Raw genomic sequence first — 19,757 nt, 5'->3', positions numbered from 1 at the left:
TTCTTCGGTCGCCTTCTAGTTGCCGGGAACGCGCACGATGGCGACCTCGCCGGCGGCGGCCGCCGAGGCGAGGGCCGCAGCGTCGGCCTCGTCCACCAGGAGCGTGAACGACTTGTTGCCGGTGCTCACGGTGGAGTCGCCGTCGTCCGCCACGCCGTTCACGCGGGCGTCGGGGACGATCGCGCCGCCGGAGGCGGAGGACGACGTGTCCTTGTCGGCGGAGTCGCCGGAGCTGCTGGAGCCGACGCGGTAGGCGGCGACGATGTCGCCGGACTTCACGCCTGCCGGGTACTGCCCCTCCTTCAGGGCGACGCCGACGGACGCCTTACCCTCGGGGATCTGCTCCTGCGCGGCGAACATCTGCCCCATGACGACCGTGTTCGTGTAGATCGTGGACTTGGCCTTGAGCTTCTTCAGGGCTCCGAGCTGCGACCACTCGATGTAGTTGATGCTGTCGTCGGCGGCCACCATGACGGAGGTGACCTTGTTGCCGACGGACTCGCCGGCCTGGATGTCCGCCGTCACCTTGACGACCTCCACCCGGTCGCCGGCCCGCAGCACCAGCATCGTGGCGCCCAGCGCACCCACCAGGATCAGCAGCACCGCCAGCGCGGCCAGCGCGGGTTTGCGCTCGCGAGGAGGGCTGGGAAGCCGGTCACCGACCGGTGGCTGAGCCGGAGATGCGGAACGTCCCGCGCCCGCCCCCGTACGCTCCTGGATCTTCACGCAACCGCTCCCCGTACACCCAAGAAATTGTCTGCCATGTTCCGACATGCCCTGACGCGGACATCGACTGCCATCAACTGCCGGAGCGCGCCCAGCACACAGAACGCGCTATCACATCTGCATTTCCGGACACTTGCCCCGCACTCACCCGACCGATGACGTCCCGGGACATCCGCTGACACACCCGCCGGACCTGGGCGAACAACCAGCAGTAAGGCGAGTGTCAAGCCATCGCACCGTATCAGCCCCACATAAGCCCCTCAAGGCATACCCACCCCCGCCCACGCACCCCGTCCACCGCTACCCATCTGCAACTTCGCATCCACAGAACCCCCTTGAGCACGGCCCACCGACCAGCCACTCCCACTGTGCTGGCGCGAATCCCAGACGACCAGCCCCGGACACCACCCGCGTGCACTTCATCACGCTGCGCCCATGGGTCCTGCACGATTCACTCACGGGAGAACGTCGCCCCCATGCCATGATCTTCGCTCGGATCAGTGACGGGGCGAGTACGGAGAGAGCATGGGGGCGGCAACGGTGGACCTACTTCCGGTGAGCGGGGCCGCGTTGTCGGCCGACCCGAGAGCCCTGGCGGCCGTACGCACCGTCGGCACCCGCCACGGCGTCGACTACAGCGACGACACGGCGGTGACGGCGCTGCTGGCGGAGCGGCGGCGGGCAGTGGAGGCGACGCAGCGCGGCCCACTCGTCTGGCTGGGCGGCTCGACGCTCACGGTGGGTGTCATCTGGCCGTTCCTCGCCCCGATCCTCCCTGCGTTCGCGGGCAAACCGGTACTGGTGTACGCCCCGGCTGGGCCCCTGCTCGTAGTCGCCGTCGCTGCCCTCGCACTCGTACGCGTCCGCTGGAAACGGGAGCTGACCCACCCGGCGCTCGTCGGCTACCGCGAGACACTGGGCATCGCCCGTGCCCACGGAATCCGGCTGACGCACGTGCCGGCGTGGCTGGAGGGCCGGTCTCCGACCGGCGGCGGGAAGGGGGCCACCCCCGTCCCGGCACATCCGCCCGTTCCACCGGCCACCGCTCAGGCGGCGGCGTCCTCTTCCTCTCCTGACCACGAGGGCACCGCCGATGAGGGAGGACCGGCACCGCAGGCCGCTATACGCGCATCGCCCGCGACCTCCGCGCCCGCACCCGTGCCGCCGAAGCCCCCAGCCGTCACGGAATACGAGCACCTGGCAGACGTAGGCGGCTGGCACGACGAGACGGGCTGGCTCCTCGTCTTCGCGGGCCTGATCGGCACCGCCTGGGCCTATTCCACCGGCTCCCCGGTCGGATACGCCGCCCTCCTCCTCGTCCCCGTGGCCATCCTCGTGTGGCTCGCGGGCAGTCGCCAGGGCCACGAGAAGAATCAGCTGCGGGAAGAGGCCCTGAAGTACGTCAAGTCGCTGGAAGCGGCACAGGCGGCGGGCGCACACGTACCGGAGCTCTCCCCGCAACTGCGCGAACTGGTCGACGGCGACTGACCTCAAAGGCGCGCGGCGCAGGACAGATCCTCGAAGCACCCAAGCCCTCGAAGCAACGGAGTACTCGTGAACCGCCCCGCCACGGCAGTCGTCACCACCACCCTGTCCCTGTTGTCCCTCACCGCACTCACCGCCTGCGGCGGCAGCTCGGACTCGGACCCGGCTGCAGACAAGCCGAAGGCCAACGCGACGGCCTCGACGGAGAGGACCGCGTCTCCTGGGAAGCGCCTGGCCGACACCATCATCACGACGTCGGACACCGACGGCTTCCGTGTTCAAGAGACGCAGGACGAATACATCTTCGCGAAGTCGTCGGACGAGGTGACGGTCGACAAGCCTGTCTGCGCGCCCCTCGCCTACGCCATGAATCAACTGCCGCTCGGCGACCCACAAGCCTCCCTCACTCGGGTGGCCTCGGGGCAGACGGACGCCGAGACAGCGCTGACCAAGGGCATCACCTACACGTACGTCACTCTGTCCGCCCACGCCTCCGGGGACGCGCGGTCCGCCTTTGCCGACGCCCGCAAGGCCGTGGACGCGTGCGGGAGCGGCTTCACGGCCGAGGCGAACGGCGACGAGAGCCCGTACGACTCCGTGACACCGGAGAAGGTCACGCCGGCCGGGGACGAGTCGCTGGGCTTCAAGTCCACGATCACCTTCCGCGACGTGAAGCACGTTCTGCACGGCGAGGTCGTCCGCAGCGGTGACGTCCTCGCCGTCTACTTCTCGGTCGACGGGCTGGCGATGGCCAGCAACAGGCCGAGCGACGTGAAACTCTCACCCACGGTGGTGAAGGCGCAGAACGGGAAGCTGGGGTAGCGCTGCGAATCCGAAGCCGGCTTCCAGCCGCCGGTACGCACTTACCAGAGGTCTGCACATGTCGCTCCTGAGGTTCTTCTCCGACGAAGTGCCGACTCGTGGGACTACGGATTAGAAGAACGGCTGATCTTCGCGGGCCTTGAGTACCTCACGCATCGATCCGCGGCGGCCACTCCACGCCCGCTGCGGAGAGAAGTGCGAGGTGCTTGGTCCGCCTTCGTCGGGTCACACCGAGACCGACGAGATAGCAGAGGAAGAAGGCGAACCAAATTCCCGCTGCGATGGATACGCTCTTCGTTGTGTACCCGGGGAAGATGAGGAAGATCGCCATAACGATCGGCAGAATGAGAATGTTACTCAGAACACGCGCGTTGTATCGCCCGCCAGCATCGACGACCATCTGTGAGTAGAGAATCTGCACTTGTGGCCGGGCTTCCTTGTCCGGGGTGAGACCAAGACCCGGCCGCATGCCCGGCAGTAGCTTGCGGTTGGATGCCTCTGAGCTGAGCGTAAGCAGGGCAGCCCCCTCCCGAGCATCAGGTGTGCGTAGGAACAGGAAGTAGGGGTTGTTCAGTGCCACACCGCCCGGGGCGTGTCCCATGTAGCGATATCCGAAGCGTTCAGCAACATATGCGAAGGCCGCGAACTTCTTCAAACCGGGGATGTGCGGCCTGACCACGAACTCGTGCGCTTCTTCAGCGACCGCCTTCATCAGTTCGTTCAGCAGGTGCCGTTCGTCCATGGCCATCTCTTCCTTCGGCTCGTACGAGGGCGAAGTCCCATCGTGACGCCCGAGGTGCCTTGCCTTGCGGTACCGCGTCGCATCGGCTCGTGGTGCAGCCGGCACCACTCACACACCCCTCGCAGTGATCGTGTGCGGCGCGATGGTGGCCTTCACCCCCGCTCAAGTGCCCCGTTCACTTTCTGTATAGCGTTGGTGCGTACATGTGAAGCAGCAGTCGCAGCAGGAACGGGGGAGTCATGGGTGACCTGTACATAGACTTCGAGATGCTGGAGCAGACGCAGAAGGACATCCACGACATCCATGAGGTGATGGCGGCGCCGTGCCGTGAGATGGAAGAGGTCGACGGCGCGGCGATGGGTGTGTTCAAGTTGGCGCAGCGCATGGATGACTTCGGTGACGAGTGGTCGTACGGGATCAAGCAGATGTCGAAGTTCTCGAAGTCTGCGGCGAAGGCGCTGGGGCAGATCAAGAAGACCTTCGAGGAGACGGACGAGGAGTTCGCGCGGGAGCTGGAGAAAGCCCGGTCCGGTAAGGGCGGGCAGCGGTGACGGACTACTCCCAGCCCGGCTGGCTGCGTCCGGACCCCGCCGCCGACGCCCGCTTCCCTGCAATCGGGTTCTGCCCCTGCCCCGGCAAGCGGGCGGATGCCGCACGCGTCGCGGAGATCGTGGTCAGGACGGGAAAGACGCTCGGCGATATAGCCCAGGTCCTCAACGGCACCGGCCGCGGGGAGTGGAAGGGCAAGGCCGCCGAGGCGTTCCGTGAACAGTTCCAAGACGACTTCCGGCCCAAGGTCAACGACGCACGTGACTCCTTCACCGATGCCGGGCGGGCCCTGGACGACTGGGTGCGGTACATGCGCGAGCACCAGGCGTACGCGGAGAAGCTGGAGAGCGAGGCGCAGGACGCCAAGGCCAAGGCGGCCGGCATCCAGCGCGAACTGGACGGCATGCCGTCCAAGCCCGGGTTCGGCGAGCGGCTGGGCGCCCAGACGCACGAGGAGAAGGCGAAGCGGGAGCGGCAGGAGGAGAAGCGCAGCGGCAAGGAGAAGTCGCTGCATGCGGCCAACGCCGACCTGGAGGAGATACGCGGCCGGGCCGAACGACTGCGGGAACGTTACATCGAGGAAGGCGGGGCGATCGCCGACCGTCTCAAGCACGCGATGGACATCGCGCCCAACGAGCCCGGAATCTGGGACAAGATCGGCGAAGCCATTGCGAAGTTCGCGGAGATGGCCGCAGAACTGGGTGAGGCGATCCTCGACGACCTCAAGGACTTCCTCAAGGAATACGCCTGGGTCTTCGAGTTCATCGGCAACGTCGCCGGTTTCGCCAGCACCGTCCTTGGCCTGATGTCACTTGTCCCCGGACTCCAGTTCCTGGCTGCACCGGCATTGATCCTCGGAGCCGTTGCCCTTGGGTCTCACTACCTGGAAAAGGTGGGTAAGTCAGGAAGTTTCATCGACGCGCTGACAGATCCGACAGTAGTCGCCGACGCCGCAGCGCTGGCATTCGGCTTCGGTGCCTACAAAGCCGGCAGTCAGCTGGGAAAGTTGGCCGGAGCCTCCCCATACGGCTTCTTCCGCGGAGTTCTCACGCAGCCCGGCCACGTGCTGGAAGGAGCCGAGTTCGGACTGAAGGTCGCCCAGTTCGGCGCCAACTGGGGCGCCAACACCGCCGCTCTCGGCCCTGGCGGAGGAGCTCAGCTGATGTGGGACGTCGGCAAGTACGCCATCCCGGGTGACCAGACGAAGGGTCCTGGCGAGGACGTGTGGCCCGAGGCCCTGACACCCGAGCCCCTCAGGGACAAGAAATAACTGCGAACGGACGTGGCCGGCCCGACGGCCGCGACCCGTGCGCCCACCGACCGTACGTTCAGAACGGCCTGACATGCCTGTCTCCCGACCTCTTGAAGCCTCAGCGCTGCGGGACCCGCTCGGTTCCGTCCTGCTGTACGCACCGACCGACTGGTTCGACCTTCTCGCCGACGGCGACGACGAGGAGGCCGCACACACCCGCTGCGTTGACGTGATCAACCGGAGTTATCCGCACAAGGCAGCCGGACCACGTCAGGCCTACGCCGACGCGCTGATGGCCTGGCGCCAAGTTCTTCTCTCTCAGGGTGTGATCGCCCACGGCGTCGTAGCTGTGCCGGAAGGTGAATACGGTAGGGCTGTGTGGCAGATCAGTGCCGGGGTCGTCGAGGTGTCCACGGTCCATCAAGACGTCGACCTCGGCGAGGTGCTCGCGCGTCATTTCGGACAGGAACTGCGGGGGCGGCAGGTCTACACCGAGTCCTTCCCCACCGAGATGGGGATCGGCATGGGGGTCATCTCCCAGCCGGAACTGATATCGGTCAACAGGACGGAACTCTTTCCGGAGCCGCAGACGGCCGGCTCGACCCGGCCGCTGGCGAAGCTGGGACTCGCCGTCTGCCTCGCCTGCCCTCCCGGTGGCGGGCGCGGTCTCATGGTCGTGGGTACCTGCCTGGACGCCGAGCAGGTGCTTTCCATGGCGAGCGTCGTGGCCCTCATCGCCGGGAAGTCGACCTTTCTCGAAGACCCGGAACCCACAGAGGACGGTGCATCGTCATGAATGCCGGGAACCCGCCCGACCTTCCCCCGGACCCCCGGACGCTGAGCTGGTACGACCGCGCCGGGCTTCTAAGCTCCAGGGCCGCGGCCACGGACGTCCTGGCCCGGCGCAGTATGGCGCTACGGAACATGCTGTGGGCCGGGCTGGCCACAGCGGTGGTCGCGGGCAGCTGGCTCGTCGCTTGGGCGGGGCTGGGCTGGTACCTCGGTCTGGACGATCCCAAGGGGGCGGACCTGCTCGTCGTCGTCCTGCTCATGGCCGTATCGTCTCTGGCGGCGGCAGTGGCCGCTGCGGTGTTCGTGCGGGTGGTGCGGCGGGGCAGCGCCGCACAGCGACTGCTTGAGGCGTGGACGAGGCTCGACCGCCTCGCCCCGGCCCGCTCGCTCCCTCCCGGAAACGTTCAGCAGCCTCTCGCCTCGACGTGGGACCTGATGCGTGCGGGGCAGCCCTGGAAGAACACCGTTCCACTCGACGGGCGCCGGTACCTCGTGTTCCTCTCCGGTAAGTCGCTCATGTGGATGATGGCCCCCGTCGCTCCACTCATGATGGGTGTCGTTCTGGTGCTCGTTGCCCTGACGGGAGACCTCGACCGGAAGGACGGCGGTTTCTGCCTTCAGATCGGTGTGGCGGGCGGAGGCTCTGCGTTCGCCGCCCTCGGTCTGTGGGGCGTGGGCAAGGGCCTGCGGCACTATGCGTGGGCACTGCGAGAGGCCCGGGCGAGAGTCTCGGAGGAGAAGTCCTGGCCCAGCGCCCCTTCCCGGTGGTAGGCAACGGCCGCCCCGTGCGTCTTCGCGGGCAGAGCCGCGACCGCGAGAAAGGGACGCAGTGATGGCAGGCCCCGCGTGGCTCGACCGCCTGGAACTGCGCCACTCCGCCCCACGTTTCTACGCGGGAGTGACCGTCCTGGCCGCCCTCGACGGCGCCATGCTCTGCGGACTCGTCGGCCGTTGGCTCGTGCTTCCCGGCCTGGCGGTGGCGCTCGTGCTGCTCTGGCTCATCGCGGTGCACACCGGACAGCGGATCGCGCTGACCCTGATGTTCCTCCTCTCTACGGCGGTTCTCTTCGTCCTCGGTCTGTTCCTGGTCCAGGACCGGGCCCTGCAGCAGCATGGTGAGTGGATCGACGTGGTCGTGACGTCCAAGGCACGGACCAGAGTCAACTCGACCTGTGAGCTGCGCCGGAGCGATGGCGCGATCGTCGCGGGCCCGGTCGGTGGCTGCCGTGGCGCGCGGCCCGGGGACCGGATTCGCGTGTTCCACGACCCCGAAGGACGAGTACCGCCCAGTTGGAGCGCACCGCACGTCGCCAGGTGGCTCTGGGCAGCGGCCGGCGCGAACATCGCCTTCACTGCGTGTTCGCTGAGCGCGGCCGTACTTGGCGTGCGTGGGAACCGGCGCGCCGACGCACAACGGCCCGGTGCATCAGGTGGCCGACCTGTTCCGCCGCCACCGCGGAATCCTCCTGTCAGCCAGTGACCAGCCGCCCTGCTGTTAGGCCACCTACATCGACGCCAAGGACTTGGAAGAAGATGCCGGTAGACCTGTGGGCGTCATTGCGGGACGCAGTCCGGTCGGCATGACCACTCCGAGTACAAGGACTGCAACGTCGCCAAGGACGGCAGTGAACTTCCCGACACCGAGATCACCCTCGCTTGCAGCCAGACCACGGCAACCCCCGGCAGCCCGGGCCCAGAAGCCCTTCCACGACCCATCAGCATCGGCGGCCAACCGGTGACCCGCCCCACCGTGCGGATGTGCGCCCGCTGCCAGCGAACGACGGACGAGCCAGTCCTGGTCCACGAGGTTCACGCCGCCACCGGCCCAGGCTTCAACGTCTACGCGTGCCCCGAGTGCGTCCCGCACTACCCGCCGACGACGGACCCCTTGGACATCCTCGACTCCGCCGCCCGCCACCGCTCCCACCTCACTCTCCGCGTTAACAAGGTCGACGCGGACGGGATCGCGGCCGATGTCGACCGCCAGGTCGGGGTCCACGCCGGCGGCCCCCAACGGACCAATCCCCCACTCGTCGGCGTACCCGCCGTGCACGTGCCCGAGGTGCCGCCGCGCCTCCCAGTAACCACTGGCTGCACCCCCCACTGCACAGCCCCGGACGCGACACCCAACGCGTCCGGGGCTGCCGCGCGTTCAGGCACGATCAGGACACAAGGACACGACCAACCCGCACCCAGGGGCCTTGCATCACACGGTTCCTGGCGTAACCCTCCCTGGCCAATTGCGGAACCCCACGGATACCGTCAGTAGGCCATACCTCACTGCTGTCTCACGGGGAGTTCACTGTGAAGCGCCGCTCTTTGCCCGTTGCCGCCGCGCTCGCCGCATCAGCAGCCTTGCTGCTGACGGCCTGCGGGGGCGGAGACGACAAGTCCAGCGACAACGACAAGATCGCGGGCGCCGACCAGGGATCGGAGACACCGAAGGAGTCGGCGGCGTCCTCCGGAACCCCGACGGAGGGAAACTCGGACGGCGTGGACCTGTCCCTCCCCAAGGACATGAACCTGGTCTTCGACTGGGACAAGCCGACGGACAAGAACGAGGCGGCGGCCATGGACGATGCCGCCAACTTCCTCCGGGCCATCTACCGGGGTGTCGACAGGCGCACGTCCAAGGAACCCGCCGTGGCCACATATGCCACAGACGGTGGGCTGAAGTACGCAAAGACTCAGATCGACAGCAGGGTCGACGACGGCTGGACCGCAACGGGCACCCGGCGTCACTACCAGCTGGCCACGCGGTCAGCGTCGAACGGCAACTCTGTCGAAGTTGCATTCTGCGTGGACTCCAGCAAGTTCTACGGCAAAGAGGTCAAGACCGGGAAGGTCCTGAAGAGCGAGCCCAGCATCGCGGACTTCGACTTCTTCAAGATCATCATGATCAAGTACCCCACGACTGAGGACCTGTGGCAGGCCTCCAAGGTGTTCGTCGAGACAAAGGCGGAGAAGTGCCAGTGAACTCGTCGCAGCGGACGGCACTCGGCAGAGCATCTGCCGCCCTGGCGTTTGCCGTCGCCGTCGCTTCTCTAGCGGCGCCAGCCCACTCAGCGGAGCGTACGGGCAACGATGAGGGTGCCGGCACGGAGCAGACAGCCGGCAGCGACAAGACCGGCATCCACGCCGCCGTCCGCATCGAGTACTCCGGATCCGTCGCCCCGAACGGCGGCACGGGGAACGTGACGTCCGCCGACGTCAACTGGGAACCTCCGCCCTGCTGGTACGCCCCCTACCTCGGCGCCAAGGACTTCAAGAAGAAGATGTCGGCGGACATCGAGGAAGCCGCAGGCACCGCGACGGGTACCGCCAGCTCCGCGATCGGCCAGACGAAGCAGCACTACGAGGACGAGTTCGGCTGGGAGGACCACCCCGGCTACAAGGACTACAACGTCGACAAGGACGGCGAGGGGATGTTCTGGGCCGGCGTCGAGAATCCGAACGAGCCCGACATCCTCAAACGCGGTTCCTGCAGCGAGCTGCCTTTCTGGGTCGACAACGGCGAGGCCCCGCCGCCCCAGTTCGAGCAGGCCATCGACCCGGAGATGCTCGCCGCCCTCGCCTACCAGCACATGGAACTCCCCGACACCGAGGTCACCCTCGCTCCCGACGGGACCACGAAGGTGAACCTGCCGACCTGGAGCTGGCTCGACAAGGCCGACTTCCACGAGGTCCAGGCCACCGCGGCGATCAACGCCCCCGGCTTCGCCCTCCAGGCCACGACGACCGCCAAGCCGGTGGCCCTCCAACTGAAGCCGGGCACCGACGACGCCGAGACCTACCCGGCGTCCGGCGAGTGCACGATCAACGCCGACGGTTCCATCGGCGAGCCCTACGCCAAGGGCAAGGCCGATCAGGCCCCGCCCTGCGGCATCAAGTACCTCCGCTCCTCCGGCAACGGCACCTTCGACCTCCAGGCCACCATCACCTGGGACATCGCCTGGACCGGCACCGGCGGCGCGGGCGGCGACCTGCCCGACGGGACGTTCGGCACCACGCAGGCGGTCACCGTCCAGGAGATCCAGGCGGTCAATCGCTGATGAGACGCGCACGACTCGCAAGAACCGCGAGTACACGTCTCGGACTTGAAGCCGACTGCGCCGCTTGGTGCCGGATCACCAGAATCCCGCGACCGCCCGCAGACCTCGTCCAGGTCGCGGGCGGTGCACCCTTGCGGCCGGCGTTCATCAGGCCGCTCGGCATGCTGGGCGTGGTTGTGACGGTCGTCCTCTGGCCCGTCATGGCGGTCCTGACACTGCTCGCTTCACTGGAGGACCTGGCGGAGTGGTGCCTGAGTTCCAAGGAGCGGGACAGGGCCCGCGCCCGGGCCCATGACGCCAAGGAGCAGCGGGAGGCCGTCTCCGCTCATGCCCTGGACCAACTCTTCGACGGGGACTGGACGGCGGCGGCCGGGCAGTTCCTGCTGCATTGGTACGGGCACTCGTCGCATCCCAGGCGCCTGCTCGTGCTGACACCGGACCGCATCGTGCTGGCGGCTCCTCCCAAACGGGTCTCCGTGCGGCAGACCGAGCGCATGGTGGTGGTTGCCGAGATAGCCGGGGCGGATGCCCGGGTCGAGGATCCCCTCCTCGGCGTCCACCGCAGTGACAGACTCCGCGTTCTGTTTCACGACGGGTCGTGGCTGACCGTCGTCACCGACGAGGAGCGCAGCGAGATCCACATGCACCTGATGCGGCTGTCCCGCTCCGATGCCGACGTCATCGGGACCGGTAGCCATTCTTGACTCGTTCGCGCTGGCGAAAGCCGACAACTGATCGATACGGTCAGCGAGCTTGCCCCATCGCCCGGAGGGACCCGGTACGCCGCATGAGCGACCTGACACTCGACGACACCATCTTCCAGCACCTGAAGGAGACGTTCTCCTCCATCAGCGACCGTATGGAATCGACGCGCCGAACGCTGCGCGGCGCCGACGCCTCGGCCGTCGGAGAACCCGGGCTGGTCGAGGACGTGCAGGACTTCGCCGACGAGTGGGGCTACGGCGTCAAGCAGCTGGGCAAGCACACGCACGGTGCCGTGAAGATGATCAACCACATCGGCGACACGTTCGGCAAACTCGACCTGGAGCTGGCCGAGTCCCTGAAGGCCGCCAAGGCGAAGAAGGGCAAGTAGACGTGGCCGGTACGCGTCCCGCGTTCCCGAACATCGGCTGGGACCCCACCCCGGGGAACGTCGATGACACCCGCGACCTCGCCAAGAAGCTCGGCAGTCTCGCCAGTGATCTGGGCACCGCCGTGCGGGAACTCGAGCGCATCGAGTGCGGTGCCTGGAAGGGCAAGACCGCGATCGCCTTCACCGAGTACGTCGGCGAGGACGTCACCCCGCTCATCCGCAAGAGCTTCGAGTCCTTCGACAAGGCCTCACGCGCGCTGCACCGCTGGTCGAACGAGCTGGAGGACTTCCAGGACGAGGCGAACCGGCTGGAGAAGTCGGCCGGGAAGAAGCTCGACGAGAGGGCCGACGCCGAGGCGAAGGCCGACGGCAAGGGCAGCAAGGAACTCGGCGAGGCGTCCAGCGCCGTCGACGGGGTCGTCCAGAAGGTTCACGACCTCGAGGAACGCTTCAAAGAGGCGGCCCGCCTCATCGGCAAGGAGCTGGACAAGGCCGGCGACCTCGCACCCAACGAGCCCGGCTTCTGGGACAAACTGGGCAAGGGCATCTCCGACGCCTGGGACGCCACCGGCGACTGGCTCAAGGAGCACGCCGACCTGATCAAGGCGATCGGCGACGTACTCAGCGACATCACCGCGGTCCTGGGAATGCTGGCCATCGCCACCCTCCCCTTCCCGCCCCTCGCAGCCATTTTCGGTACGGCCGCACTGATCGGCAGCGGGCTCACCCTGGCCACCCACGGCGTCGCCATGGCAGCCGGCGCGGACGTGAGCTGGGCGACCATCGGGCTGGACGCCGTGGGACTCATGCCGGGCATCGGCATGTTCGGCAAGGGCATCAAGGTGGCCGGGAAAACGGTTGATGCCGCGGAGGGGGCTGCAAAGGCCACGACCTCCCTGCTGGGCAAGGGCTTCAAGTACACGGACATCGGCAGTTCCCGCATCCTCATGGCATTCGGCAAGAAGTCCGCGGACCTCGCGGAGGGGCTGGGAAAGCCGGGTTTGGTGATGATCGGGGGCCGCGCCCAAAACGTCTTCGAGGTCTCGCACGCCGGCAGTGGGCTGGCATCGCGGATGGGAGGACTGGTGAGCGCGGGTTACCAAGAAGGACAGTGGCTGGGCACGAGGGGGATCAATACCTTCTTCAAGGGGAACATGGATCCGATCAGCGGTGTGGGCAGGGCCCTCGACGGCAGCCTGAAAATTGCACCGAAGGTGGCGACACACATCGGCCAGGCCGTGTCCGGTGATTGAGTAGAGGACAAGAGTTCCCGGGCAGGAAGAGCGTATAGCGATGAACATCTGGCAGCCGGATCCGGACGAAAACATGGTTGCTCGGTCTTCAGTGGCCTTCGCCACCGGAGCCGCGTCACGCGTCAAGGGCATGCGCTGGTTCCGGGACACCGAACGCCACGACATTCAGCACGAGCTGGCGGGCTGGCCCGCCGGGCCGTCCTTCACCCCGCACACGAGCGCAGGCTCGGCCGCCCAGAAGACCCTGCTGGGCGCGGCCAAGGTCGCGGGGGTGGCAGTGATGGCCCTGCTCAGCTCCGCCGGCGGCAATGTCACCGGTACCAGCGTCGCACCCTCCGAAGAGGGTAAGGACACGCCTGACGAGCCGACCAACGAGGTTGACGACTTCCCCGTGATGTGGGCCGCGCCGATGACGAGGGCCCGTACTCTTCCGTGGCAGCTGGACCCCGGCCGGATGAAACGAAAGAACGGCCACACTCATCTGATCGTCACGGATCAGAGACTGGTCGTCGTGCTGCTCTCCGTACGCGAGAGGGTCTTCGAGGACGAAATGATCTGGGAGTGCCCTCTCACCGAGATCGAAGCCGTGACTCCTCGCAATTTCAAGGAGGGGAACGACTTCACCATCACGTTCAAGGACGGGTCGTGGAGCAGGTTGTGCTCCAGCGGACGGCAACAGCTGATGCGCTATCTGGCGCCCCCGCGTGATCTGATCCCACTCGAAACCCTCCCGCCCCCTCAGCGACAGGCGGTACTTGATTTCACTGCGGAGAATGAGAACTCGGACTCGGCGCCCGCGAACATCACCCGCAACCCAACGGGACGCCTCCGAGCCGAGATCCTCCTACCCGCCCGCCTGACGCCTGCATTTGGTATCGCAGAGGTGCGTGTCACCTTGGACGCCGAAGGGCGGCGAGTTGACATCGACGACTACCTCCCCGGCGACTTCTGACGAAGTTCACACACATCTCTGAAATCGAGCCCGCAAGACGATGACTTCTCTCTCGCATCACGCTGTTCCGGCGCCGCCTTCCGAGCCTCCCCCGCTCTGGTTCCTCACGCCGGAAGGCTTCTTCGCGTTGCCGCTCGCCGACAGCGCTGAGGGGCGGGCCGAGCGTGCCGACTCCTTCGTGCGCGAGCTGTATTCGCGGGGGGACGACTCCGTCTGGGGCCCGGCGGCGCCGTACTACGCGGCATTGGCGGAACTCCTGACGGACACCGGTGTCTCGTACGCCGCGCTGGGGCTGTTCTCCACCGCCGACGAGAGCCTCGCGCCGGACAGCGGCGAGACCCGGCACGACTTGTCGGAAGGTGCCGCGCAGTGCGCTTTCACTCTGGCCGCGGTCCCGACGGAGCACGAGGGCGCGAACACGGACGTCGTGGCTCAGGGGATCGTCGCGGCCCTGTCGGCGGAGCAGCACAACGACGTCCGGTGGCTGGATCTACCGTGCGGCCCGGCAGTGGCCTGCATCACATGGCGCGAGTACCGGATCAATCCGGAAGCCACGGCCGACGGAGAGGCCAAGGAGGTCGTCACCGCGCAGATACAAGTGCACGTCCCGTTCCCCACAGGACCTTTCACCGCGGTCTTCACGCTTCTCACGGCATACGTGGATCACTGGCCGCAGTTCTGCGAAATGCTGGAGGCCATTCTTCAGACGGTGTCCTTCGTCGACCCGGCCGAAGCATCGGCCGACGAGGCGGGTTGAGGACGCATCCTCACCCGTTCCCGCGGCAGCGGTGCGGCGAGGCATGTGGCATCCCCCGCCGCACCGCGTCCCGCTCGGCGTCCGCCTGCGCTACTTGCTCCGCGCCTGCTTCGCCAGTTCCTCGTCGATCTGCTCGAACTTGTCGGCGGCGGTCGTCAGGTAGTTGCCCATGCCGTCGAGGCCGTCGAGGGTTTCCTTCGCGCCCTTGGTGAACTCGTCGAAGTTCTCGTCGAAGGCCTTGGAGGAGGACTTCGTGACGTAGCCGCCCTCCACCAGGTTGGAGATGTACTTGCGGAGGCCGTCGAGCTTCTCCTGGAGCTTTTCCTTCTCCTTCACGACGTGCTTCGCCGCACTCCGCATGTCGTCATATGTGACATCAAGGTCCTTGGCCATGAGACCGCTTCCTCTCACAACGCCGCAGGGCCAACCCCCGTGGCTCCTCGTTTGCGGACCGAACCGGCGCACCGGTCGGACCGGCCGTGTGTGCTGGCCGGTGTGATCGTCCGCTCTTGAGGCAGCAGCTTACGGGGGAGGCCAGTGGTGTCACATCCCTGCGTTGCCTTCGGGAACGGCCGGGCGCATCCCTGTTGCCGTATCGCGACACGCGACGGATATCGTCGCCTGGGACTGTGGGCTCGCCTGGGGAGGACAAGCGTGCGACTGACTCTGACCGTCGTCGACCCGTACGGCGGGGGTGCCGCCGACGTCGTACTCGACGCCGATCCCGAGTCCACCGTCGGGGACATCGCCGAGGAGCTGGCCAAGCAGGTCGGGGTCTCGGGCGCGCAGGTCATTCCGATCGGGCATCAGCGGCAGCAGGGCGGCGGCGGGAGCGGCGGCGCTCCGCTTGTCTATGTGGACGGGTACGCCGTTGATCCTTCGGCCACCGTTGTCGGGTCGCCGTTGCGCGAGGGGGCCGTCGTCTCGCTCCAGGATCCGTCCGGGTGCCTGCCCGGGGAGCCCACCGGGCTCGTGGAGCTGCGGGTCGTCGGCGGGCCGGGGGCCGGGTTCGTGCACCGGCTCGGGGTCGGGAAGTACGACATCGGGAGTGGGCCTGCCGCCTACGTCAAGATCGAGGATCCCGAGGTCGAGGCCCGGGCGCTGACGCTGTCCGTCTCCAGCGACGGGGCCTGCAAGGTCGTCGTGCACGGCGACAAGGAGAAGGTCACCCTCGACGGGGAGACCGTCAAGGACCGGGACAGTGAGGAGTGGCCGCTCGGGGGGCAGATCGGGGTCGGGAACTCGCTCGTCGAGCTGGCCCGGTACGCGCCGCCCAACGCCGCGCTCAAGTGGTCCGAGGACGGGGTCGGGCTCGACTACAACCGGCCGCCGCGGCTGCGCCCGCCGCAGCGGCAGACCAGCTTCCGGCTGCCGTCGCCGCCCCGCGAGTACGAGGCCCGGCCGCTGCCCTGGCTGATGGCGCTGACGCCGCTCGTCGGTGCCGTCATCGCGGTGGCCGTGTTCGGCCGGTGGTACTACCTGATCATGGCGGGGCTCAGCCCGATCCTGCTGTTCGCCAACTACTTCAACGACAAGAAGCACGGGCGCAAGTCCCACGCCAAGCAGGTCAAGGAGTACGAGGAGCAGAAGGAGCGGATCGAGAAGGACGCGCGGGACGCGCTGGTCGCCGAGCGGGACGATCGGCGACAGGCCATTCCGGATCCTGCGGTCGTGCTCTCCGTCGGGACCGGGCCGCGGACGCGGCTGTGGGAGCGGCGGCGCACCGATCGGGACCATCTGCTGGTACGGGTGGGGACCGGCCAACTGGCCTCCGAGGTCGTGCTCGACGATCCCGAGCAGGACGACCACCGGCGGCAGGTCACCTGGAAGATCCAGGACGCTCCCGTCGCGCTGTCGCTGCGCACCCTCGGGGTCGTCGGCATCGCCGGGCCCGGGGATTCCGCGCGGTCGCTCGGGCGGTGGGCCGTCGCGCAGACCGCCGCGCTGCACAGCCCCATGGACGTGCAGTTCTACGTGCTGAGTGAGAACTCCGCGCAGAGCGGGTGGGACTGGGTGCGGTGGCTGCCGCATTCCAAGCCCTCCGGCGGACAGGACGTCAACGTCCTCATCGGCACCGACGCCGAGACCGTCGGGGCCCGCATCGGCGAGCTGACGCAGATCCTCGACGCCCGCAAGAAGGCCGCGGAGCAGAAGGGCGGCGGGGCGCAGGGGAGCAGCTTCAGCGATCCGGACATCGTGGTGGTGTGGGACGGGTCTCGGCGGCTGCGGTCGTTGCCCGGCGTGGTGCGGCTGCTGCGTGAGGGGCCGGCCGTGTCGATGTTCGCCGTCTGCCTGGACGCCGAGGAGCGGTTCCTGCCGGGTGAGTGCCAGGCGTTCGTCGTCGCCGAGCCGATGGCCGAGGAGAGTGGCCGGCCGCAGGACGAGGAGCAGGTGCAGGCCGCGCAGCCGGTCGTGGGGGGCTTCCCGTCGTTCCAGGCGTGGCACACGGGCGCCCCGGCCGAGACCGAGCAGCGGGCTCGTACCGAGAAGCTGCGGCTGCGGGTCGAGGAGGCGGGGGTCGAGCGGATCACCGACGTACGGCCGGACTTCGTCACGTCCGCCTGGTGCCTGCGGCTGGCGCGTGCCATGTCCGCGCTGCGGGACATCAGCGGGGAGACCGAGGACTCCGCGCTGCCCGGGGCGAGCCGGCTCCTCGACGTGCTGCAGCTGGAGCCGCCGACGGCCGACGCGATCGGCGCCCGCTGGCGGATGGGCGGGCAGTCGACGATGGCCGTCATCGGCGAGTCGTACGACGGTCCCTTCGGCATCGACATGCGCAAGGACGGGCCGCACGGCCTCATCGCCGGTACGACCGGTTCCGGCAAGTCGGAGCTGCTGCAGACCATCGTGGCGGCGCTCGCCGTGGCGAACACGCCCGAGAACATGACCTTCGTCCTCGTCGACTACAAGGGAGGGTCGGCGTTCAAGGACTGCGTGAAGCTGCCGCACACCGTCGGCATGGTGACCGACCTCGACGCGCACCTGGTCGAGCGGGCGCTGGAGTCGCTCGGGGCCGAGCTGAAGCGGCGCGAGCACATCCTGGCCGCCGCCGACGCCAAGGACATCGAGGACTACCAGGATCTCGTCAAACGCGATCCCTCGCATGCTCCGGTGCCTCGGCTGCTCATCGTCATCGACGAGTTCGCCTCCATGGTGCGCGACCTGCCCGACTTCGTGACCGGGCTCGTCAACATCGCCCAGCGAGGGCGTTCCCTCGGCATCCACCTGCTGCTCGCCACGCAGCGGCCCAGCGGTGTGGTCTCCCCCGAGATCCGTGCCAACACCAACCTGCGGATCGCGCTGCGCGTGACCGACGGCGGCGAGTCGAGCGACGTCATCGACTCGCCCGAGGCCGGGCACATCTCGAAGAACACCCCGGGGCGCGCCTACGTGCGGCTCGGCCACTCCTCCCTGGTTCCCTTCCAGTCGGGGCGCGTCGGTGGCCGCCGCCCCGGTGCCGCCGACCCCGCCGCGCTCGCGCCGTGGGTCGGGGCGCTGGGCTGGGAGGACCTGGGCCGTGCGGCGTTGACCAAGCCGAAGACGGAGGCCCGCGAGGACGACGAGGTCACCGACCTCAAGGTGCTCGTGGACGCGGTGCGCGACGCCAACCGGTCCCTGGGCATTCCGGCCCAGCACAGTCCCTGGCTGCCGGCGCTCGACGAGACGCTGCTGCTTGACGACATCGACGCCCCGGTCCTCGCCGGCGCCGCCCCGGGCAAGCTGCCGCCCGCCCCGTTCGGCATCGAGGACCTGCCCTCCGACCAGGCTCGCCGCCCGGTCGTCGTCGACTTCGCGAGCTTCGGCCACCTGATGATCGGCGGTGCCCCGCGCAGCGGCCGTTCGCAGGTGCTGCGCACCATCGCGGGCTCGCTGGCCCGCACCCATTCCGTCGCCGACGTCCACCTGTACGGCATCGACTGCGGCAACGGCGCTCTCAACGCGCTGACCCGGCTGCCGCACTGCGGCGCGGTCGTGGGCCGCAACCAGACCGAGCGGGTGGTGCGCCTCGTCAACCGGCTCAAGGGCGAACTGTCCCGCCGGCAGGACCTGCTGGCCGACGCGGGGTTCGCGGACATCGGCGAGCAGCGGACCTCGGTGGCGGAGGACGAGCGGCTGCCGCACATCGTGGTGCTCCTCGACCGGTGGGAGGGCTGGGTGCCCACCCTCGGCGAGGTCGACCACGGGTCGCTGACCGACGAGTTGCAGACGATGATGCGCGAAGGCGCCAGTGTCGGCATCCACTTGGTCCTGACCGGTGACCGCACGCTGCTCGTGGGACGCATCGCGACCCTCACCGAGGACAAGTACGGTCTGCGCCTGGCCGACCGCGGCGACTTCTCCGCCCTCGGCATCCCGACCCGCAAGGTGCCCGAGGAGATCCCGCCGGGCCGCGCCTTCCGCAACGAGGCCGGTACGGAGACTCAGTTCGCGCTGCTCTCCGAGGACACCACGGGACAGGGCCAGGCGGCGGCGATCACCGCCATCGGCGAGGCCGCCACGGCCCGCGACGCCGAAGTGCCGCGTGCCCGGCGGCCGTTCCGCGTCGACAGCCTGCCCAGCCGGATCGCCTTCCCGGATGCCTGGGAGATGCGCGACCCGGAGTCGTCCCGCTCCAAGCTGTGGGCGCTGATCGGCATCGGCGGCGACGAGATCGTCGGTTTCGGGCCCGACCTCGCCGACGGCGTGCCGTCGTTCGTCATCGCGGGGCCCGCCAAGTCGGGCCGCTCCACGGTGCTGATGAACGTCGCCCAGTCGCTCCTGGCCCAGGGCACCCGCCTGGTCGTCGCGGCGCCCCGTCAGTCACCGGTACGGCAACTGGACGGCAGGGAGGGCGTACTGAAGGTCTTCACCGGCGACGACATCGACGAGGACGAGTTCGAGGAGCTGATCGACGAGGCCAGCCCGGAGGAGCCGATCGCCGTGCTCATCGACGACGGCGAGATCCTGGAGGACTGCGACGCCGAGAGCCAGATGAAGAAGATCGTGTCCCGTGGGGCCGAACGCGGCCTCGCCCTCGTCATCGCCGGTGACGAGGAGGACGTGTGCAGCGGCTTCTCCGGGTGGCAGGTGGACGCCAAGAAGGCCCGCCGCGGCATCCTGCTCTCCCCGCAGGAGTCCTCCAGCGGCGACCTCATCGGCCTGCGCATCTCGCGCGGCATGGTCGGCGGCCAGGTCGCGCCGGGCAAGGGCATGCTCCACCTCGGCGACGGGGAACTGCGCACGGTCGTGGTCCCGGGCTGAGCCGAGGGGGCAGGAGGAGGATCGGCAGAGGCGGGACGGCC

The 19,757-nt window shown here is 68.1% G+C and carries 18 protein-coding genes; 15 read left to right on the top strand and 3 right to left on the bottom strand.

Annotated elements, in window-relative coordinates:
* Positions 1-15 precede the first annotated feature (15 nt).
* Positions 16-726, bottom strand: a complete 711-nt coding sequence (locus tag IG94_RS0113375) for a hypothetical protein (protein ID WP_031035068.1) — start codon at positions 724-726, stop codon at positions 16-18.
* Between the two features lie 525 nt (positions 727-1,251).
* On the opposite strand from IG94_RS0113375, the gene IG94_RS0113370 reads away from it, so the two are divergent.
* Together IG94_RS0113370 and IG94_RS0113365 are read left to right on the top strand one after the other, a co-directional pair.
* Entirely contained in the window at positions 1,252-2,214 is a 963-nt protein-coding gene (locus IG94_RS0113370; protein ID WP_031035066.1) for a hypothetical protein, read from the top strand.
* Positions 2,215-2,280: 66 nt separating this feature from the next.
* Complete coding sequence (locus IG94_RS0113365; RefSeq protein WP_031035063.1) at positions 2,281-3,033, top strand: hypothetical protein; 753 nt, start codon at positions 2,281-2,283, stop codon at positions 3,031-3,033.
* A gap of 148 nt (positions 3,034-3,181) precedes the next feature.
* Here the strand turns inward: IG94_RS0113365 and IG94_RS0113360 are convergent, their stop codons facing one another.
* Positions 3,182-3,775, bottom strand: coding sequence for a hypothetical protein (locus IG94_RS0113360; protein WP_031035060.1), 594 nt, complete (start codon positions 3,773-3,775; stop codon positions 3,182-3,184).
* 239 nt (positions 3,776-4,014) lie between these two features.
* Here IG94_RS0113360 and IG94_RS0113355 point away from each other — a divergent pair, with 239 nt between their 5' ends.
* The 12 genes from IG94_RS0113355 (at position 4,015) to IG94_RS0113300 (ending at position 14,475) form a co-directional block, all read left to right on the top strand.
* Positions 4,015-4,326, top strand: coding sequence for a hypothetical protein (locus tag IG94_RS0113355; RefSeq protein WP_031035058.1), 312 nt, complete (start codon positions 4,015-4,017; stop codon positions 4,324-4,326).
* Positions 4,323-5,594 (top strand): WXG100 family type VII secretion target, encoded by a 1,272-nt coding sequence (locus tag IG94_RS0113350; protein ID WP_031035054.1) that lies wholly within the window; start codon positions 4,323-4,325, stop codon positions 5,592-5,594. The genes IG94_RS0113355 and IG94_RS0113350 overlap by 4 nt, the downstream gene beginning before the upstream one ends.
* Before the next feature lie 73 nt (positions 5,595-5,667).
* A complete protein-coding gene (locus tag IG94_RS0113345) occupies positions 5,668-6,372 on the top strand; it encodes a hypothetical protein (RefSeq protein ID WP_052410672.1) in 705 nt (234 codons plus the stop codon).
* Complete coding sequence (locus tag IG94_RS0113340) at positions 6,369-7,139, top strand: hypothetical protein (RefSeq protein WP_031035050.1); 771 nt, start codon at positions 6,369-6,371, stop codon at positions 7,137-7,139. Before IG94_RS0113345 ends, IG94_RS0113340 begins: the two co-directional genes overlap by 4 nt.
* A 61-nt stretch (positions 7,140-7,200) precedes the next feature.
* Positions 7,201-7,848, top strand: a complete 648-nt coding sequence (locus tag IG94_RS0113335; RefSeq protein ID WP_031035048.1) for a hypothetical protein — start codon at positions 7,201-7,203, stop codon at positions 7,846-7,848.
* An 824-nt stretch (positions 7,849-8,672) separates the two neighbouring features.
* Entirely contained in the window at positions 8,673-9,344 is a 672-nt protein-coding gene (locus IG94_RS38565) for a hypothetical protein (protein WP_031035046.1), read from the top strand.
* Complete coding sequence (locus IG94_RS0113325) at positions 9,341-10,420, top strand: hypothetical protein (RefSeq protein ID WP_043483541.1); 1,080 nt, start codon at positions 9,341-9,343, stop codon at positions 10,418-10,420. Before IG94_RS38565 ends, IG94_RS0113325 begins: the two co-directional genes overlap by 4 nt.
* 131 nt (positions 10,421-10,551) lie before the next feature.
* Entirely contained in the window at positions 10,552-11,124 is a 573-nt protein-coding gene (locus tag IG94_RS0113320) for a hypothetical protein (RefSeq protein ID WP_224326545.1), read from the top strand.
* Between the two features lie 83 nt (positions 11,125-11,207).
* Positions 11,208-11,513, top strand: a complete 306-nt coding sequence (locus IG94_RS0113315; protein ID WP_031035038.1) for a hypothetical protein — start codon at positions 11,208-11,210, stop codon at positions 11,511-11,513.
* A 2-nt stretch (positions 11,514-11,515) separates the two neighbouring features.
* Entirely contained in the window at positions 11,516-12,766 is a 1,251-nt protein-coding gene (locus tag IG94_RS0113310; RefSeq protein WP_031035036.1) for a membrane protein, read from the top strand.
* A 40-nt stretch (positions 12,767-12,806) separates the two neighbouring features.
* Positions 12,807-13,718, top strand: coding sequence for a hypothetical protein (locus tag IG94_RS0113305; RefSeq protein ID WP_031035033.1), 912 nt, complete (start codon positions 12,807-12,809; stop codon positions 13,716-13,718).
* 40 nt (positions 13,719-13,758) lie between these two features.
* Complete coding sequence (locus IG94_RS0113300) at positions 13,759-14,475, top strand: hypothetical protein (RefSeq protein ID WP_052410671.1); 717 nt, start codon at positions 13,759-13,761, stop codon at positions 14,473-14,475.
* A gap of 90 nt (positions 14,476-14,565) precedes the next feature.
* Here IG94_RS0113300 and IG94_RS0113295 read toward each other — a convergent pair whose 3' ends face one another.
* The gene (locus IG94_RS0113295) at positions 14,566-14,868 is read right to left on the bottom strand and encodes a WXG100 family type VII secretion target (protein ID WP_194963037.1); all 303 of its coding nucleotides are present in this window, start codon (positions 14,866-14,868) and stop codon (positions 14,566-14,568) included.
* Positions 14,869-15,129: 261 nt separating this feature from the next.
* Here IG94_RS0113295 and IG94_RS0113290 point away from each other — a divergent pair, with 261 nt between their 5' ends.
* Complete coding sequence (locus IG94_RS0113290; RefSeq protein ID WP_031035027.1) at positions 15,130-19,716, top strand: FtsK/SpoIIIE domain-containing protein; 4,587 nt, start codon at positions 15,130-15,132, stop codon at positions 19,714-19,716.
* Positions 19,717-19,757 lie beyond the last annotated feature (41 nt).

This window comes from Streptomyces olivaceus (genome assembly GCF_000721235.1).
Classification (GTDB): Bacteria; Actinomycetota; Actinomycetes; order Streptomycetales; family Streptomycetaceae; genus Streptomyces; species Streptomyces olivaceus.
The sequence above is the reverse complement of the archived record's forward strand: the minus strand, read 5'-3'. Positions and strand labels throughout refer to the sequence as shown.

Excerpts from the sequence above, each read along its gene's own strand:
- IG94_RS0113315 (WP_031035038.1), top strand. The coding sequence starts at position 11,208 with ATGAGCGACCTGACACTCGACGACACCATCTTCCAGCACCTGAAGGAG.
- IG94_RS0113345 (WP_052410672.1), top strand. The coding sequence starts at position 5,668 with ATGCCTGTCTCCCGACCTCTTGAAGCCTCAGCGCTGCGGGACCCGCTC.
- IG94_RS0113300 (WP_052410671.1), top strand. The coding sequence starts at position 13,759 with ATGACTTCTCTCTCGCATCACGCTGTTCCGGCGCCGCCTTCCGAGCCT.
- IG94_RS0113355 (WP_031035058.1), top strand. The coding sequence starts at position 4,015 with ATGGGTGACCTGTACATAGACTTCGAGATGCTGGAGCAGACGCAGAAG.
- IG94_RS0113295 (WP_194963037.1), bottom strand. The coding sequence starts at position 14,868 with ATGGCCAAGGACCTTGATGTCACATATGACGACATGCGGAGTGCGGCG.
- IG94_RS0113360 (WP_031035060.1), bottom strand. The coding sequence starts at position 3,775 with ATGGACGAACGGCACCTGCTGAACGAACTGATGAAGGCGGTCGCTGAA.
- IG94_RS0113370 (WP_031035066.1), top strand. The coding sequence starts at position 1,252 with ATGGGGGCGGCAACGGTGGACCTACTTCCGGTGAGCGGGGCCGCGTTG.
- IG94_RS0113340 (WP_031035050.1), top strand. The coding sequence starts at position 6,369 with ATGAATGCCGGGAACCCGCCCGACCTTCCCCCGGACCCCCGGACGCTG.
- IG94_RS0113305 (WP_031035033.1), top strand. The coding sequence starts at position 12,807 with ATGAACATCTGGCAGCCGGATCCGGACGAAAACATGGTTGCTCGGTCT.
- IG94_RS0113335 (WP_031035048.1), top strand. The coding sequence starts at position 7,201 with ATGGCAGGCCCCGCGTGGCTCGACCGCCTGGAACTGCGCCACTCCGCC.